This is a genomic window from Microbacterium sp. LB12, from assembly GCF_037150835.1.
Taxonomy (GTDB): domain Bacteria; phylum Actinomycetota; class Actinomycetes; order Actinomycetales; family Microbacteriaceae; genus Microbacterium.
Genome location: NZ_JBBCPF010000002.1, coordinates 277,766 through 293,307 on the forward strand (window position 1 = coordinate 277,766; position 15,542 = coordinate 293,307).

Consider the following 15,542-nt stretch of genomic DNA (forward strand, 5'->3'; position numbering starts at 1 on the left):
CCTCCGGCTCCCGCCGGGGCGACCGGAAGGCAACACCATGACGAACCTCAAAGTCAGCTACGCCGATATGCAGGATGCTGCTGCTCGTCTCCGCACGGGTCAGCAGGACATCGAGACGCAGCTGAAGAACCTCCGCGCGTACGTCTCGCAGCTCGTCTCGGGCGGCTTCGTGACCACGTCCGCCTCGGGTGCGTTCGACGCGTCCTACGCCCAGTTCAACCAGGGTGCGACCGCGACCATCGCGGGCATCGAGGGCATGGCCCGCTTCCTCGACGTGGCAGCCCAGTCGCTGCAGTCGACGGACGAGCAGCTGGCCGCGCAGATCCGCCAGTAAGCACGAACACGAGAAGAGGGGATGCCGAGTGGTGTCCCCTCTTCTCGTGTGCACGGGCAGTGATCTGGAAGGAAGGACGGCTATGTCGCAGAGTGCTCCGAGTTCCCGTCGTCGGGCGGTGGTCGCCGGTGTTCTCGCCGCTGGGTGCGTTATCGCAGCCATCGGTTTCGGGCTCATGACGGCGGGTGTGGGAATGCCGCGCATCCCGCCCGAGGGGATCAGGGTCACGGTCCCGAAGTACCTCACCGTGAGCGATGACGACGGCCGCAGCGCCAGGCTCTTCACCTCCTTCGACGGGGAGGCGCTGGTCGATGGTGAGATCGTGCGTCTGGATGTGCTCGACACTCAGGCGCAGGTGCCGGACGGTGTCCCCATCGATGCCGAGTCGGCGATGATCATGCCGGGGGAGGCGCCGCCGCGGAACCGCACCGTGCGCGGGCAGGGCGTCGATGCCGATGGTGAGGCGATACACCTCTATGACAAAGTCGTCCCCTACGTGCAGTTCGAGGGCGATCTCCTGCTGCCGGAGGACACGAGCCCGGACGGGGAGCGTGTGGCGGCGATGCAGATCACCGGAGTGTTCGTGCAGACGGATGATCCCGCGGTGTCGCGCATCTTCCCCGCCTACAACGCGACCTTGCGGTCCGACAGCGGCGCGGAGGAGGAGGTGCCTCAGTGGGATATGGAGTTCGATTTCGCGGCCGCACACGCTCAGGGGCGCACCAATCTACCGCTCCCGCTCGGGTGGTACGCGTCGCCCTTCGCTCACGGTCTGGACGCGGCGGCCCCGTGGATGCTCGGCGGGAGCGTGGTCGTTGGGCTGGTCGCGCTCGTGATCGCTCGACGAGCGCACCTCAAGGCGCGGGACGAGGGCCTGCTGCGGACGTGATCTCTCGCGTGGGGGTACCGATCGCGATCAGCGTGCGGTGGCGTCTGCCAGGTGTCGCGCGTTGTGGTTCAAGACCTTCACGATGATGCCGTGACGGCGCAGCTCGGCGACGGTGCGAGCGCCCTCGTCGCTGTCACGGCCGAGCGCGGCGATGGTCGCCACGACCAGCACGTCACCGGCGTGCAGCGTGCCGATGAGGCGGGTGAGTCGCTCACTCCAGCTCTCCAGGATGTCGGGTGCGGGGTGGCGGAAGCCTTCGATCGGCACGCCGAACCGGGTGAGGTCGGCGCGCTGCTCGACCACCGAGGGCATGTCGTCCCTGGACACGACCAGCCCGACCAGGCGGGAGCCGTCGGGGCGGGCGAGCCAGAAGTTGCGGTTCTCCTGCAGTTCCGTGAAGCACTTGGGGCATTCCGCCGCCGCGTGCGGAAGATGCAGTGGGCTCGTCAGGGCATCATCGACGGATGCCGCCGTCGTCGTCTCGTTCGCTTCGCTCATCGCGCACCTCCGCCTCCATTGTGCCCTGTTCCCGGCGACGATGGAGCGCGCTTCCCGTCGATGTGGATCAGGGGGTGCCGCTGTTCGCGGCGGACGTGATCTCGGCTTCCTGCGTCTCGAAGGCGGTGGCGGAGTCTCGGGCGACGACGCCCGCACCCGCCGTCATGCTCTGCAGCTGCAGCAGGGATGCCTTGGCCCACATCGCCCAGGTGTCGGCGGCGGCGGATACCGCGGAGCTGCCGCAGGCGCCGAGCACGAGGTCGACGTCGAGGCTGAGGCCCCACGCGGTGCTCTGCAGCGTGCTGCCGGTCGCACCGACGGCGGCGGAGTCGAACTGGAGATCGGTCATCACGGCACCTTCACATCGTCGGGAGAGTACGTCTCGGTGGGATCGGGCTGCGGGTCGAACAGGCCGATGCTGACGCCGGCCAGGTCGCACTCCTCAGCGCGGACGGCGCCACCCTCGGACCGGCGCTGGTCGCCGTCGCGAAGCACCACACGGAACTCGGCGACCTGGCCCTTCAGGTCTTCGGGCACGGACGTCTGGTCGGCATCGAGGTACCAGTCCTGCGCCTGGCACACGGTCACCATGGCCTCGTCTCCCTCCTCGTCGACCGACAGCGGGATCATCGGCGTGGGGCCGGGCGAGGTGAAGAAGCGGTCGCCCTCCGCGGAGCTCCGCTGCGCGGCGGCGACGCGCTTGATGGTGGTCGTCGACGTCGTCGTCTGCAGGTCATCTCCGGTGTAGTCGCGCGTGACGATGGCCGAGTTCAGCGCCAGGTCGGATGCCCGTACGGCTTCGACCCAGGGATCGGACTCGAGAGTGCCCGAGGGCTTCCCTCCCTGCCACGACACCTCGGGTGCGGCGACGGCGGCGGGTGTGCAGCCCGCGAGAGCCACTCCGACGACAAGCAGGACAATCGATGCACCGGTGCGCTTCATGATCAGTGGCCCTCCGCCCACGACGTGTTGGCTTCGACGCCGCGCTGGTAGTCCGCGAACATCTCGCGGGCCAGGTCGTCGATCTGGCCCGCAGTCAGACCCTCGGTCATGCCGAGATCCTGGAGCATCTGCTCGATCGTCTCCATCGTCGCGGTCTCGCGGCCGTTCGTACTGTTGGCCTGCTCCTGCAGCAGGGCCTCGTGCGAGTTGCCCCATGCGGCGGTCGCCTGCCCGGAGCCCCAGTCGCTGACCCCGCCGATCACGGCGCTCTGCGCCACGTCGATCACGACGCTGCCGCCCGCCACCAGCACGTCTCCGACGGCGGGGATCGGGATGAGTCCGACGACCGTGCTCACACCGTCGATCGCCGCCTGGACGGCCTCGTCGTGACGCGTGGCCGCGCCGAGGGCGGCGCCCGCGGGCGAGCCGTCGAGCCAGCCTTGCAGCTCCACCACTCGCTCGAGGGCATCGGCCTTGAAAGCGCTGCCGTCGGGAGCGAGATCGGCGACGGCGATGAGCGCGTCCTGGTACTGACGCACCGACTGTGCGATGACCTCCGCCCCGGCCGACGGCGTCTCGCCGTCGCTCCAGGTCGCGGTGCCCAGCAGCTGCGCGAGCTGCTGCTGGGTGACGTCGGGGATTGCGCGCGGGTCGTCGGTGCCGATTAGCAGGTTCTCGAAGAACGGTCGGGTGCCGGCAGCAGGGTCGCTCTCGCTAATGGCCTCCGAGAAGTACGGCATCGAGAGCGAGATGCCCTCGGCGACGCGCACCTGGCCGATGCTCGTCAGATTCTCGGGCAGGAAGGAGTCGTTGCCGGTGAGCGCCCCGACGATCTGCGTCGTGAGAGTCGCCACGCGCTCCCACGTCTCGGGGTTGTAGGTGTGCGTCGCGTCGGCCGGCCCGCCCGCGGCCTGCTGCGCGCCCGCCCACAGCGCGCCGGGGCCCTCGAAGCCGTCGCCGGTGGTGTTCGCGCTCCAGTCGCGCTCGCCGAACCAGTACTCGACGCGTCCTGCGCCGAGGTCGCCATCGCCGAACGGGTCGCTCTCCGTCGAGGTGAGCCAGTCGAGTGCCGCGTCGGGGTAGGTGCCGAGCGTGGAGAAGATGCGGCCGGCGAGGTCGTCGACGCGGTTGCCGTCGAGGCCGGTCGTCTCGCCCTCGAGGAAGGCGAGGATGCGGCCGCCCGCGTTCGGGGAGAAGTCGGTCCAGTTGCCGTACTGCATGCTCGACGGGTCGCGCTCGATGCGGTCGATCTCGTCGGCCATCGCGACCGTGAGGTTCACGCCCAGCGGGTTGTTCTTCTCATCGGAGAAGAGGAAGCCGATCGCGGCGACCGCGCCGCCCACGCTCGACGAGGCACCCGTGAGCATGCTGTCCGCGAAGTCGCGGGAGGTCGACGGCTGCCAGATCTGGGATCCGGTCGACAGGCCGCCGCGGATCGCGGTCGCCAGAGCGAGCGCCGCGGCCCCGTCGAAGCCGTTCGTCATCACGGCATCGCCGAGGTTGTCGATCATGGAGACGGTGTTCTCGCCGCCGACTTCGAGGAAGAACTGCGACATCACGAAGGTGTCGTCGCCCCAGACGTCGAAGAAGTCCTGCAGGGCCTGCACGTTCTCGTCGGTGATGTCGCCCTCGGCGATCGCATCGGCGAGATTGGCGAACGCGTCGCCCAGGTTGTCGTAGGTGAGGTCGTCGATGTCGTCGATGCCCGCCGCTCGGAGTGCCGACTGCATCTGGTCCCAGCGCGCCGATGCGGGCGGCTGCAGGGCGGCGACGAGCGCGTTGTCGGCTGCTTCGCGCTGAGTGGCGAGGGTGCGCAGCGTCTGCGCGGCGGCGCGCATGTCGGAGAGTCCCGGTTCGGTGCCGCTCGGCACCCAGAGGCCCGACTGCAGGGTCGGGTTCGGAGCGTTGAAGGTGAACGTCGACGGCAGGAACGGGCTGTCCTCCCGCTCGGCGGCTCTCCAGGCGGCGTAGCCGGTGGCGTACGACTGGTGCGCAGAGGTCGTGGCGACCCGGATGCGGTCGACCTCGGTGGCGTAGGCGGTGAGCGCGGCCTTGACCTCGGTGAACTCGGTCTTCAACTCCGCGGCGAGGGACTGCGGTTTGACCAGCGAGGTGCGGAACGCGGCGCCCGCATCACCCGCCCAGATCTCGGCCGTGGTCGCGGTGGCGGCGTTCGACAGCGCCGCGCGCACGGTCTCCGTCCCGGTGTGCCGGTTCCCCACGCGCGTCGCCGCGTCGTTCGCGGCCGCGGTGTTGCCGCGTCCCGGATGCAGTTCATCCCACTGAGCCATCTCGTCGCCCCTCCTCGACGGTCTTCCCGTCCCCGAACAAACCTATCGGGGGCGCGCGATAGCGGCGATGGGCAGAACTCCCCATGCGCCCCCGTCGCGCTGTCAGCGCATCACAGCAGTCCGAGCGACCGGACCGCCTCGCGCTCCTCGACCAGCTCGGCGACCGAGGCGTCGATCCGCGCCCGCGCCCAGTCGCTCAGCTCCAGACCCTCGACGATCTGCCAGACGCCGTCGATCGAGCGCACCGGGAACGACGAGATCAAGCCCTCCGGGACCCCGTACTCGCCGTGGGACACGACTCCCGCCGAGGTCCAGTCATCCGTGCCCTGCACCCAGTCGCGCACGTGGTCGATCGTGGCGCTCGCCGCCGAGGCGACGGAAGAGGAGCCCCGCACCTCGATGATCTCGGCACCGCGCTTGGCCACCCGAGGGATGAAGGTGTCTTCGAGCCAGGTGGGCACGTCGCCCACGATCTGCGCGAGTGCCTCGCTCACGGGCTGGCCGCCCACGGTCGCGTGCGAGACGTCGGGGAACTGCGTCGCCGAGTGGTTGCCCCAGATGGGTACGCGACGCACGGTGTGCACGGGGGCGCCGAGCGTCTGCGCGAGCTGTGCGCGCGCACGGTTCTCGTCGAGTCGGGTCAGGGCCGTGAACCGCTCGGCTGGCACGCCATCGGCGGAGGCCGCGGCGATCAGGGCGTTGGTGTTGGCGGGATTGCCCACCACCGTAACGCGCACGCCGGGAGCCGCGTGGGCCGCGATGGCCGCTCCCTGTGGGCCGAAGATGCCGCCGTTCGCGGCGAGAAGGTCGCCGCGCTCCATGCCGGGGCCACGCGGGCGGGCACCCACGAGCAGGGCGAGGTCGCAGCCGTCGAAGCCGACCGCCGCGTCATCCGTCACCTCGACGTGCTCGAGCAACCCGAACGCACCGTCCTGCAGCTCGAGAGCCGCACCCTCCGCGGCGCCGAGTCCCTGCGGGATCTCCAGCAGGCGCAGGCGCACCTTCTCGTCCGGTCCGAGCAGGTCGCCGGCCGCGATGCGGAACAGCAGTGCGTAGCCGATCTGTCCGCCGGCTCCGGTGAGGGTGATCGTGGTCGTCATGTCTCGAGCCTACGTCCGTTCGGCCTGCTCCCGCCCGGAGTACCCTCGACGCATGACCTTCAATCCCGATGCCGACATCTCGGGCAACACCACGCGTCGACGCGGACGCACGGCAGCCATCGCGGGAGGCGCCGGCGTGGGTGTGCTCGGCATCATCGCGCTCATCGCGGGGCCTCTGCTCGGAATCGACCTGACCCCGTTGCTGGGCGGCGGCACGACGGGCGGAGGGAGCGAGTCGGCCGGAGGATCGGTGATCGAGAACTGCGACACCGGCGCGCAGGCCAACGCCGACGTCGACTGCCGCATGGCCGGAGCGCAGCTGGCGCTCGACGCGTTCTGGGCGGACAACGTCGAGGGCTACCGTGCGCCGCAGCTGATCGTGGTCGACGGATCGACGAGCACGGCCTGCGGCACGGCATCCAACGCCGTCGGTCCGTTCTTCTGCCCCGGCGACGAGACGGTCTACATCGACCCCACGTTCTTCCAGCTCATGCAGCAGCAGTTCGGCGCGTCCGCCGGCAACCTCGCGCAGCTGTACATCGTGGGGCACGAATGGGGCCATCACATCCAGTACATCACTGGTGCGATGGACCGCTACCCGAACAACGGGACGGGTCCCGCCAGCAACGGCGTCCGGATCGAGCTGCAGGCGGATTGCTACGCGGGCGCGTGGATCGGACGGATGTCGGAGCAGACCGACGCGAACGGCGTCCCGTACCTGCAGCCCTCGACCGAGGAGCAGCGAGTGGATGCGCTCAACGCGGCGTTCGCGGTGGGCGACGACCACATCCAGGAGCAGTCCGGTTTCGTGAACCCGGAGAGCTGGACGCACGGCTCCAGCGCGCAGCGGCAGCGCTGGTTCGCCGAGGGGTACAAGAACGGACTCGGCGTGTGCGAGCAGGTGCTCACGGTCCCCGCAGGTCAACTGGAGGGGTGACGATGCCGAAGATGCCGGATTCCCTGTACCCGCCGATCGAGCCGCACGAGAGCGGCGAGCTGCTCGTGGGCGACGGTCACCGCGTGTACTGGGAGGTCAGCGGCAACCCCGAAGGCAAGCCCGTGGTCTTCCTGCACGGCGGACCAGGCAGCGGGACATCGCCGTGGCAGCGGAGGTTCTTCGACCCGAAGGTGTACCGCATCGTGCTGTTCGACCAGCGCGGCTGCGGGCGCAGCACACCGCACGCGAGCACGCCGGATGCGGATCTCCGCCACATCACCACGGCCCACCTGATCGCCGACATCGAACTGCTGCGCAAGAACCTCGGCATCCGCTCCTGGCAGGTGTTCGGCGGATCGTGGGGGAGTGCACTCGCGCTCGCTTACGCGCAGGCGCATCCGGATGCGGTGACCGAGCTCGTCCTCCGCGGCATCTTCACCCTGCGCCGCGACGAGCTCGAGTGGTTCTACGAGGGCGGTGCTGCCGCGATCTTCCCCGACCGCTGGGAGAGCTTCCTCGCCCCGATCCCGGTGCTGGAGCGTTCGCAGATGATCGAGGCGTATCACCGTCGCCTGTTCGACCCCGATCCGGCGGTGCACGGGCCCGCGGCGGTCGCCTGGTCGACCTGGGAGGCGGCGACGGTCACGCTCACGCCCGACGAGGCGCAGATCGCCGCGATGTCCGACCCGCGCACGGCGATCGCGTTCGCCCGCATCGAGAACCACTTCTTCGTGCACCGCGGCTGGTGGGCGGAGGGGCAGCTGATCGCGGGCGTCGACGGCATCCGCCACATCCCCACGGTGATCGTGCAGGGGCGGCACGATGTCGCGACACCGATGATGACGGCGTGGGATCTGCATCGCGCCTGGCCCGAGGCCGAGTTCATCGTGGTCGACGACGCCGGTCACTCCGCCACGGAGCCGGGCATCCGCAGGGCGCTGCGCGCGGCGACCGATCGCTTCGCCCGCTCGGGCCGCACGACGTGAAGGTGATCTCCTGGAATGAAGGAGCAGATACGGAATCGGCTCCTTCGTCTCAGGAGATCTCCTTCGTCTCGCTGACGCTCAGGCCTGCAGTGCCTTCGTCAGGGTCTTGATCAATCCGACGACGCCGCCGTTCGCACGATAGCGGGTCAGCCCCTCGCTCACGGCGGCCCCGGTGCGCGCCGACACGAACCACGGCGGCTTGGGCAGGATCGTCAGGCGACCGCCGCCGTTCGCGACCGGGAGCGAGCGCGGGAAGGGACGGAACGGTCCGCGCAGCACCGAGCGTTCCACTCCGTCGAGCAGCAGCGCATTGTGCACGACGCCGATGCCGCTGCCCACATCTTCGAGGGTGCCGCCGGGGAAGGCTCCCCAGGTGAGCGTCGGGGTGATGAAGCCGAACGCCGTCCAACCGTTGATCGCGATCGATCCGTAGTGGAGGGCGGCGATCGCCCGCTCGAAGCCGGCTCCCAGCGCCTTCTCGGTCGCGGGGTCGATCAGCAGGTTGGCCCCGAGCGTCCCCTGGAGTCGTTCGTTCGCGTGTGCGACGGCGGCGTCCAGGAACTCCTGACCGGTGCCGGGCACGGTGACCACGCCGAGCACCGGCGCGAAGTACTCGGTGGTCTCCAGCGCCGTGGGGTCGTCGTCGGGGTCGATCTCGACGAGCAGCCGGTCGCCGAGCACGAGCGCGTCGGGGTAGGCATCGGTGGCGAGCTCCATGCGCGACGGTGATCCCGGGTACCAGATCGGCCGCTCGGGGGCGTTGGCGTACGCACGTCGCAGGGCAGCGCGGAAGGCGTCGGCCTGGTCCCAGTCCGACGACATGATCACGACCTGACCCGCGATGCAGTTGTGGCCGCAGTTCTGCAGGCGCATGGTCGCCACGTGCTCGGCCTGATACGCGATGTCGGCGTCGGTCCATGCTCCGGGCACCACGATGATCGGCGAGACGCCGCCCAGCTCGGCGGTGATCGGCTTCTTCAGCAGGGGGCGATCCTCCCGGCGTCGGCGCGCGGTCGCCGCCGCGCCCGCGCCCTTCGACGGGCCCCAGACGATGGCATCGAACGTTGCCGCCGAGCCCGTGATGTGCACGTGCACGAGGCCGGGATGCCCCGTGAGATAGGCGCCGGTCGCCGCTCCGCCGCGCACGATGCGGAGGAAGCCCGGCTCGATCAGCGGCGCCAGAGCGCGCTTGTACACCGGCACCAGGGCATCCTGCGTCGGGTTCACCTTCAGCAGGGCGGTGCGGTTGTGGGCGAGCAGCTCGTACAGCACGTCGAGCACCGGAATGGATGTCACGTTCCCGGCCCCGAGCACGAGGCCGACGCCACCCGATGCGGTCGGCGTGCGCTGCGCGAGGCCCGCGTTGGCTCGCGCCGCGTTCGGGCTGATGCCCGGCTCCAGCCACACCTCGCCCGTGAACCCCGACAGCAGGAACTTGTCGATGCCCGTGAGCGGGAAGGCGTGCACGCGGGTGCGGCCTCCGGGGGCGCGGTCGATCGTGATCCCGTCGAGCGGGTTGGTGCCGTTCGCGAGGCGCGACAGCGTCTCGATGTACGCGTCGAGCGCACCGAGCACGCTGTAGGGGCCGCTGAGCCATTCCTCGCCGCGCAGCGGATGCCGGGCATCGAGGCCCTTCGACGAGGCGGCCGTGTTCGCCCAGTCCTCCGCGGTGGCGGCGACGCTGGTTCGCACAGCGCGCAGCAGGGTGACGCGCTGGGCCACGGTCAGAGCCGACCAGGTGCGTGCCCCGACCTGGAGCTGCTCGACGGCGGTGTCGAGTCGGGCCCGTTCGCCTTCGCCGAGCGTCGGGTCTTCGGCCTTCGGTGCGCGCTTCGCGGTGGGGGCGGGGGCGGAAGTCATCGGCGTCTCCTTCGGACGGGATCCCAGCTTAAGCGTCGGCGGTCGCGACGGCATCGATGTCCTCGCGCCGCAGCCGGTAGTGCCGGAGCGTGAGCAGGCTCGCCGCCATGAGCGCCGCGGGCAGGATGCTGAAGCTGAGCACGATGCCCGTGATCGCGGCTTCCGGCTGCTCGACGGCGGCACCTGCGACGGTGGAGATGTAGCCGGTCATCGCGAGGGTCAGCGACACCGCGGTCGCCCCGAGTGCGAAGCCGACGGTCTCGCCCGCGGTCCAGATGCCGGTGAACGTGCCCGCCTGTCCCGGTCCGCTGGTGCGCTCGTCATGTGAGATCACGTCGGGCAGCATGGCCATCGGCAACGACTGGAGTCCGGCGTAGGCGATGCCGGCGATCGCGACGGAGGCGTAGATCCACGCGCCGGGGGTCCACACCGCGACGATCAGGGTCGCCGACGCGACCGTGAACAGGATGCTGGCGATGCGGAACGCCCGCTCCTTGCCGAGCCGCCTGGCGATGACGGTCCATCCCGGGGTGGCGAGCAATGCCGGCCCCACGAGCGCGACGAAGACGAAGGTCACCGCGTCCTCGGAGCGCAGGACCCACGTCGCCACGTATTGCGCGCCGGCGAGCATCGTGCCGGTCGCGAGCGCCTGCAGCACGAACGTGCCCAGCAACGCGCGGAAGGGTTGGCTGCGTCCGAGCGCGCGGAATCCGGACATGTACTGCTCGCGCCAGGTCGATGCGGGGGCGTCCGGGGTGGCGACGGCTGCGGTGGTGCGGGCGGCGACGCTCGCCGTCCGCGCGGCGATGAGCATCCCGATCCCGATCACGAGACCGGAGGCGATCCCCATCAGCAGGTACCCGGTGACGGGGTCGTCGCCGGCGTTGCGCAGGGCGGGTCCGCCGGCGCCGAACAGGAGGATCGACGCCGTGAGCACCACGACGCGCCAGCCCAGCAGACGGGTGCGCTCGTCGTAGCTGCCGGTCAGTTCGGCGGGGAGCGCGACGTACGGCACCTGGAACAGGCTGAATGCGGTGGCGGTCGCCAGGAACGCCAGCAGTACGCAGATCGCTCCGGCGACCGGGCCCCACGACGGCGGGACCGCGAAGGTGAGGGCGAAGAACAGCGGCAGCGCGAGGGCGCCGGTGATCATGAATCCGCGGCGGGAGCCGGTGCGGGCGAGCTGGCGGTCTGAGGCGGCCCCGATCAGCGGGTCGATCAGGACGTCCCAGATCTTCGCGGCCGTGACGATGAGCCCCGCCGCGAGGGCGGCGACACCGAGGTTGTCGGTGAGGAAGTACGTCAGCACGAGTCCGGGCAGCGTGGCGTAGCCGCCGGTGCCGAGCGAGCCGATCGCATACAACACTATCGTGCGCGGAGAAAGACGGACGGATGCTCGCTCGGGCCGAGCTTCGGTGCTCATCGCGCCAGTGTAGCGGCGCGATGACGCCGGTTCAGATCAGGGCGAGCTCGCGCAGCTTCGACTCGACGTCGGCGTTCGACGGCTCGACGTGGTGCGAGGCATCCGGGTACACGACGACCGGGATGTTCGTGCGGCCGGAGATCTCCTTCGCGACGTCGGCGGCGGAGGGCTCGGCGACCAGATCGATGTAGGTGTACTCGACACCCAGCTCGTCGAGCTGCTTCTTGGTGCGGATGCAGTCGCGGCACCAGTCGGCGCCGAACATCGTGATGGTGTCGGATGCAGGAGAAGTCATGTCTCCAGCCTACGTCCGCGCGGATGGGGTGGCGCTGAGTGCCGGTGGGGTGCTTCGCGGCGCCCGTGGTCGGCCTCGTCAGGGAGCCGGTCGGCGGGCACGACCACGACGTCCTGGATCTTCCAGTCGAGCGCGAGGATGCCCTTCGTCAGCGCGGTCGTCTCTCGGATCGACACCGTGCGCCGTCGCGGTACGACGAACGTCTCCACGTGGAACACCTGACCCTGGTCGCGCATCCGGACCGCGGCATCCCGCACCCAGAGTCGACTGCGCACATACGACACGATGTCGGCGGCGAGAGGGTGCGGATGCTTGCTGTCGTAGGTCCGTGCGCGCTGGTCCATCAGGTCCACGACCGCCGTCCTGGTGTTGCGGAGGCCGTCCCCGATGATGCCGAGCGAGATGAAGAGGGCCGCGACACCGTCGAGCCACCACAGGCCGACTCCCACCCCGAGCACGCCGACGACCGAGGCTACGGTGGTCTGCCAGTCGGCTTTGGCCATGTCGGCATCGGCATAGAGGAGCTTGTTGTGCAGCACCGGGGCGAGTCGCGCCTTCGCGGGACCGTAGAAGAACACCGGTCCGATGATGACGACGATCATGACGGCGACCATGAGCCACCCCAGCCAGATGGTCTGGCCGAACAGCTGCACCGTGCCGATGGTCGGGTGCTCGCCGGCGACGAGACCGGTGACGGCTTCGAGAGCGAGGTTCACTCCGACGGCGAGCAGCGCAACGCCGGCCACGAGGTGCCCGATGCCCATCGCGCGGTGGAGACCGTAGGGGTGCTTCCGGGTGGGGCGGCGGCGGACGAAGAGAAGTGCCGTCAGGAATGCGAACTGGGGGATGAGGGAGAGCATGTCCTCGATCCATGCCGTCCGCATGGCCTGCGACCCGCCGACCACGAGCGCGATCACGGTGATGGTGATCGACGTGTAGACGATCGTGAAGATCTCCCAGAACACGGCTTTCCTGATGGCCTGCTCCTGCTCGGGGGGAAGAGCGGCCCGGCCGAACTGCTTCGTCTCCGTCATGACCCCACCTCGTGATCGAGGAATCGTTCGAGAGCGGACAGGAAGGCGTTCTCGCCCAGTGGCACCAGCATGGCGAGCTCGCGTCCGTCGGCGCCGTCTATCCCGCGATAGCCGCGCGTGACGGCCGCATCATCGATCCACGGGGTGTCCGGCGTGATCCCTCCGGCGATCAGGTCGAGATCGCCCGTCCTGAGCATTCGCACCAGGGTCTCCTCCGACGCCACGGTCCATTCGGGCTCGGCGTCGAGGCTCGCGGCGAAGCGGTCGACGAGGTCGACGACGGGTCCGGACGGCTGGTCACTCGTCACATGCACGAGGTCGCCGTCCGGTGAGGTGCCGATGCGCAGTTCCCCGCCGCGGACCGCGTCCAGTGTTCCGTCGGGGTCGAGGGGGACGGAGAGTCCGCAGCCGGATAGGGCCGCGAGGAGCGCCAGCGTAGCAAGGGGGGTCACCGTTCGCCGGACGTACTGCCCGCGCGGTCGGGAGGATGTGTTCACGAGCGGAGCCTGCGCTCTCGGGGGGTGCTCGACAACGGCGTTGACGTGACAGTTCTCAGCGCGCTAGGCGGGGTTTCGACCGCACCCCGTCTTGTCAGTAAGGGTAGCCTTACCTATACTTGGGTGCATGAGCAGCGCATGCGAGCACCTGGAGGATCCCGACTGGGACAACATCGAAGGTGCCGTGCTCATCGCCGGTGACGCGGCCGATGCCGGGTTCATCGCGAACATCACCGCGCGGCTGCCGTGGGATGCGCAGGGTGTCGTCATCCTCGAGGCCGCGGCGCGCATCCAGTTCCGCCACATCGACGTGCCCGAGGGCGTCTCGGTGCGCTGGCTCGTGCGCGGCGACGGCATCCGCGCGCACACACGGGGTGAACGGCTGGCGAACGCCGTGCACGCGTGGTGCGTGGAGTGGACGTGCACCGAGCCGCCGTCGCAGTGGACCGTGTGGCTCGGGCCGCACACGCCGCCGCACGTGGCCCGCATGGCACGCAGTCTGCTCGGCGTCGCCAACTGACGCTCGCCGCCGCGGAGATCGGGGTCTTCGGTCGTCAGCGGGTCGCAGCCACGGCCGGGGCGCCCGCACCGGCCGTGATGGCATCGAGAGCGCGGCGCAGCGATGAGCTCGACGTGTGCGCCGTGTACGGGAAGTACACGACCTCGACGCCGACCTCGGCGAACTCGCGCTCCAGTCGAAGGCCCTTCTCGGTGCCGCGCCAGTCATCGCCCTTGAAGAAGTGCGTGAACTGCACGTCGCGCCACGAGTCCATCTTCGACGGAGTGGTCTCGACGTAGACATCGTCGACGAACGAGATGTGCTTGACGATCTCCGCACGCTCCGCCGTCGGGATGACGGGCTCGATGCCCTTCACCTGGCGCAGCATCTCGTCGCTGACGACGCCCGCGATCAGGATGTCGCAGTGCTGCTTGGCGTGACGAAGAAGGTTGAGATGCCCGACGTGAAACAGGTCGAAAGCACCCACGGCATAGCCGATACGCGTCCCCATGATCTCCCCAGATCAGTGATTCCCCAGTAAGCGGATCCTCACCCGCTTCGCGACTCCCACAGCCGCGGTTCGAAAGTCTAGCAGGCCGGTTTCCTTCCGCATAGGATCCCGTGGAACGATGGAGCCCGCACGCGATGCGCGCGCGGAACAGGGGGCGGACGTGGGGACACCGGTCACGGTCATCGTGCCGACGTTCAACGAGCGGGACAATGTCGCCGAGCTCGTCGCTCGCACCGCGTCCGCGCTCGCCGGATGGGATGCGGAGATCCTGTTCGTCGATGACAGCACCGACGACACCGCGGCGGAAGTGGCACGGGTCGCCGCCGAGGCTCCGATCCCGGTGCGGGTGATCCACCGATCCGAGAACACGGGCGGTCTGGGCGGCGCGGTGGTCGTCGGCCTCGACGCCGCGACGGCCGACCTCTGCATCGTGATGGACGGCGACCTCCAGCATCCCCCCGAGCTTCTTCCCGCCCTGCTCGCGCGGCACGCCGCGGGTGACGCGGACGTGGTCGCCGCCTCCCGCTACATCGGTGGAGGGGACACCAGCGGTCTCGGCACGGCTGTGCGTTACGGCGTCTCCCGTGCCGCGACGTGGCTGACCAGGGCGATGTTCCCGATCCGCCTCGCCCGCAGCACCGACCCGATGACCGGCTTCTTCCTGGTCGACCGCCGTCGCCTCGACCTCGCCGGGCTCAAGCCGCAGGGATTCAAGATCCTCCTGGAGATCCTCGCCCGCAACGACCTGCGCATCGCCGAGGTGCCGATGGAGTTCGGCGAACGACGGCACGGCACGTCGAAGGCGAGCATGCGCCAGGGGATGACGTTCATCGCGCACCTCGCGCGTCTGCGCTTCGGGAAGATGTCGCTGTTCGCCCTGATCGGCGTGATCGGGGCGGTCGCGAACCTCGGCATCATGTGGGGACTGACCGCGGCGGGCGTGCCCTACGTGTGGGCGGCGATCATCGGCGCGGAAGTCACCATCATCGGCAACTTCCTGCTGCAGGAGCGGTTCGTCTTCGCAGACATGAAGACGGACGCGCGTGCACTCGGCATCCGGTTCGCCAGCTCTTTCGCGTTCAACAACGTCGAGGCGGCGCTGCGGATCCCGATCATGGCGCTGATGGTCGAGACCTGGCATATCTCGAGCGTGCTCGCGACGGCCCTCTCGCTGATCGTGGCCTTCTTCGCCCGTTTCCTGTTCCACTCGCTCGTCGTCTACGCGCCGCAGCGTCGCCGCAAGGGCGAGGTCGCGGAGCCTCCGACCGACACCGCCGCGCAGCGCGTGATCCGAGCCATCGACGTCGAGGCGATGAAGCCGGGCGAGCTCTAGAGGCGAGCGATATTCCGGATCCTCCGAAACATTTCCATTTTGATGGGGTATGGTGCCTGCGGGGAGGGACCCGAAGTTCGCTTGGTTCCTTGCAAGAGAGCGTTCGAGTCGGT

Annotated in this window: 17 protein-coding genes; 6 read left to right on the forward strand and 11 right to left on the reverse strand. The window is 69.4% G+C overall.

All coding sequences use genetic code 11. The features are described from left to right. The first annotated feature begins 37 nt into the window (after positions 1-37). Entirely contained in the window at positions 38-334 is a 297-nt protein-coding gene (locus WFM69_RS05805) for a WXG100 family type VII secretion target (protein WP_337002602.1), read from the forward strand. 82 nt (positions 335-416) lie between these two features. Then, positions 417-1,223, forward strand: a complete 807-nt coding sequence (locus WFM69_RS05810; RefSeq protein ID WP_337002604.1) for a hypothetical protein — start codon at positions 417-419, stop codon at positions 1,221-1,223. A 27-nt stretch (positions 1,224-1,250) separates the two neighbouring features. Here the strand turns inward: WFM69_RS05810 and WFM69_RS05815 are convergent, their stop codons facing one another. From WFM69_RS05815 to WFM69_RS05835, 5 genes are all read right to left on the reverse strand, one after another. Next, positions 1,251-1,721 carry a recombinase family protein gene (locus WFM69_RS05815; protein WP_337002606.1) on the reverse strand — a complete coding sequence of 157 codons (471 nt, stop codon included), beginning with the start codon at positions 1,719-1,721 and terminating at the stop codon, positions 1,251-1,253. A gap of 67 nt (positions 1,722-1,788) precedes the next feature. After that, positions 1,789-2,070: a hypothetical protein gene (locus WFM69_RS05820; RefSeq protein WP_337002608.1), complete on the reverse strand. Its 282-nt coding sequence runs from the start codon at positions 2,068-2,070 to the stop codon at positions 1,789-1,791. Further along, positions 2,070-2,663, reverse strand: a complete 594-nt coding sequence (locus WFM69_RS05825; RefSeq protein WP_337002610.1) for a hypothetical protein — start codon at positions 2,661-2,663, stop codon at positions 2,070-2,072. Before WFM69_RS05825 ends, WFM69_RS05820 begins: the two co-directional genes overlap by 1 nt. Before the next feature lie 2 nt (positions 2,664-2,665). Further along, the gene (locus WFM69_RS05830; protein ID WP_337002612.1) at positions 2,666-4,954 is read right to left on the reverse strand and encodes a hypothetical protein; all 2,289 of its coding nucleotides are present in this window, start codon (positions 4,952-4,954) and stop codon (positions 2,666-2,668) included. A gap of 110 nt (positions 4,955-5,064) precedes the next feature. After that, positions 5,065-6,054, reverse strand: a complete 990-nt coding sequence (locus WFM69_RS05835; protein WP_337002614.1) for a malate dehydrogenase — start codon at positions 6,052-6,054, stop codon at positions 5,065-5,067. Between the two features lie 52 nt (positions 6,055-6,106). On the opposite strand from WFM69_RS05835, the gene ypfJ reads away from it, so the two are divergent. Together ypfJ and pip are read left to right on the forward strand one after the other, a co-directional pair. Next, a complete protein-coding gene (ypfJ, locus tag WFM69_RS05840; protein ID WP_337002616.1) occupies positions 6,107-6,991 on the forward strand; it encodes a KPN_02809 family neutral zinc metallopeptidase in 885 nt (294 codons plus the stop codon). Positions 6,992-6,993: 2 nt separating this feature from the next. Further along, entirely contained in the window at positions 6,994-7,977 is a 984-nt protein-coding gene (gene pip / locus WFM69_RS05845) for a prolyl aminopeptidase (RefSeq protein WP_337003044.1), read from the forward strand. A 78-nt stretch (positions 7,978-8,055) separates the two neighbouring features. Here the strand turns inward: pip and WFM69_RS05850 are convergent, their stop codons facing one another. From WFM69_RS05850 to WFM69_RS05870, 5 genes are read right to left on the reverse strand one after another with little or no spacing between them, the layout of a single operon-like run. Next, entirely contained in the window at positions 8,056-9,837 is a 1,782-nt protein-coding gene (locus WFM69_RS05850) for an aldehyde dehydrogenase family protein (RefSeq protein ID WP_337002618.1), read from the reverse strand. A gap of 28 nt (positions 9,838-9,865) precedes the next feature. Then, entirely contained in the window at positions 9,866-11,260 is a 1,395-nt protein-coding gene (locus WFM69_RS05855; RefSeq protein WP_337002620.1) for an MFS transporter, read from the reverse strand. A gap of 31 nt (positions 11,261-11,291) precedes the next feature. After that, positions 11,292-11,555, reverse strand: a complete 264-nt coding sequence (locus WFM69_RS05860; protein ID WP_337002622.1) for a glutaredoxin family protein — start codon at positions 11,553-11,555, stop codon at positions 11,292-11,294. Next, positions 11,552-12,589: a cation transporter gene (locus tag WFM69_RS05865; RefSeq protein WP_337002624.1), complete on the reverse strand. Its 1,038-nt coding sequence runs from the start codon at positions 12,587-12,589 to the stop codon at positions 11,552-11,554. Before WFM69_RS05865 ends, WFM69_RS05860 begins: the two co-directional genes overlap by 4 nt. After that, positions 12,586-13,041, reverse strand: coding sequence for a hypothetical protein (locus WFM69_RS05870; protein ID WP_337002626.1), 456 nt, complete (start codon positions 13,039-13,041; stop codon positions 12,586-12,588). Before WFM69_RS05870 ends, WFM69_RS05865 begins: the two co-directional genes overlap by 4 nt. A gap of 172 nt (positions 13,042-13,213) precedes the next feature. Here WFM69_RS05870 and WFM69_RS05875 point away from each other — a divergent pair, with 172 nt between their 5' ends. Continuing rightward, positions 13,214-13,606, forward strand: coding sequence for an SIP domain-containing protein (locus WFM69_RS05875; protein ID WP_337002628.1), 393 nt, complete (start codon positions 13,214-13,216; stop codon positions 13,604-13,606). A 34-nt stretch (positions 13,607-13,640) separates the two neighbouring features. Here WFM69_RS05875 and WFM69_RS05880 read toward each other — a convergent pair whose 3' ends face one another. Next, the gene (locus WFM69_RS05880) at positions 13,641-14,096 is read right to left on the reverse strand and encodes an adenylyltransferase/cytidyltransferase family protein (protein WP_337002630.1); all 456 of its coding nucleotides are present in this window, start codon (positions 14,094-14,096) and stop codon (positions 13,641-13,643) included. A 118-nt stretch (positions 14,097-14,214) separates the two neighbouring features. On the opposite strand from WFM69_RS05880, the gene WFM69_RS05885 reads away from it, so the two are divergent. Further along, complete coding sequence (locus WFM69_RS05885) at positions 14,215-15,429, forward strand: glycosyltransferase (protein ID WP_337002632.1); 1,215 nt, start codon at positions 14,215-14,217, stop codon at positions 15,427-15,429. Positions 15,430-15,542: the final 113 nt, after the last annotated feature.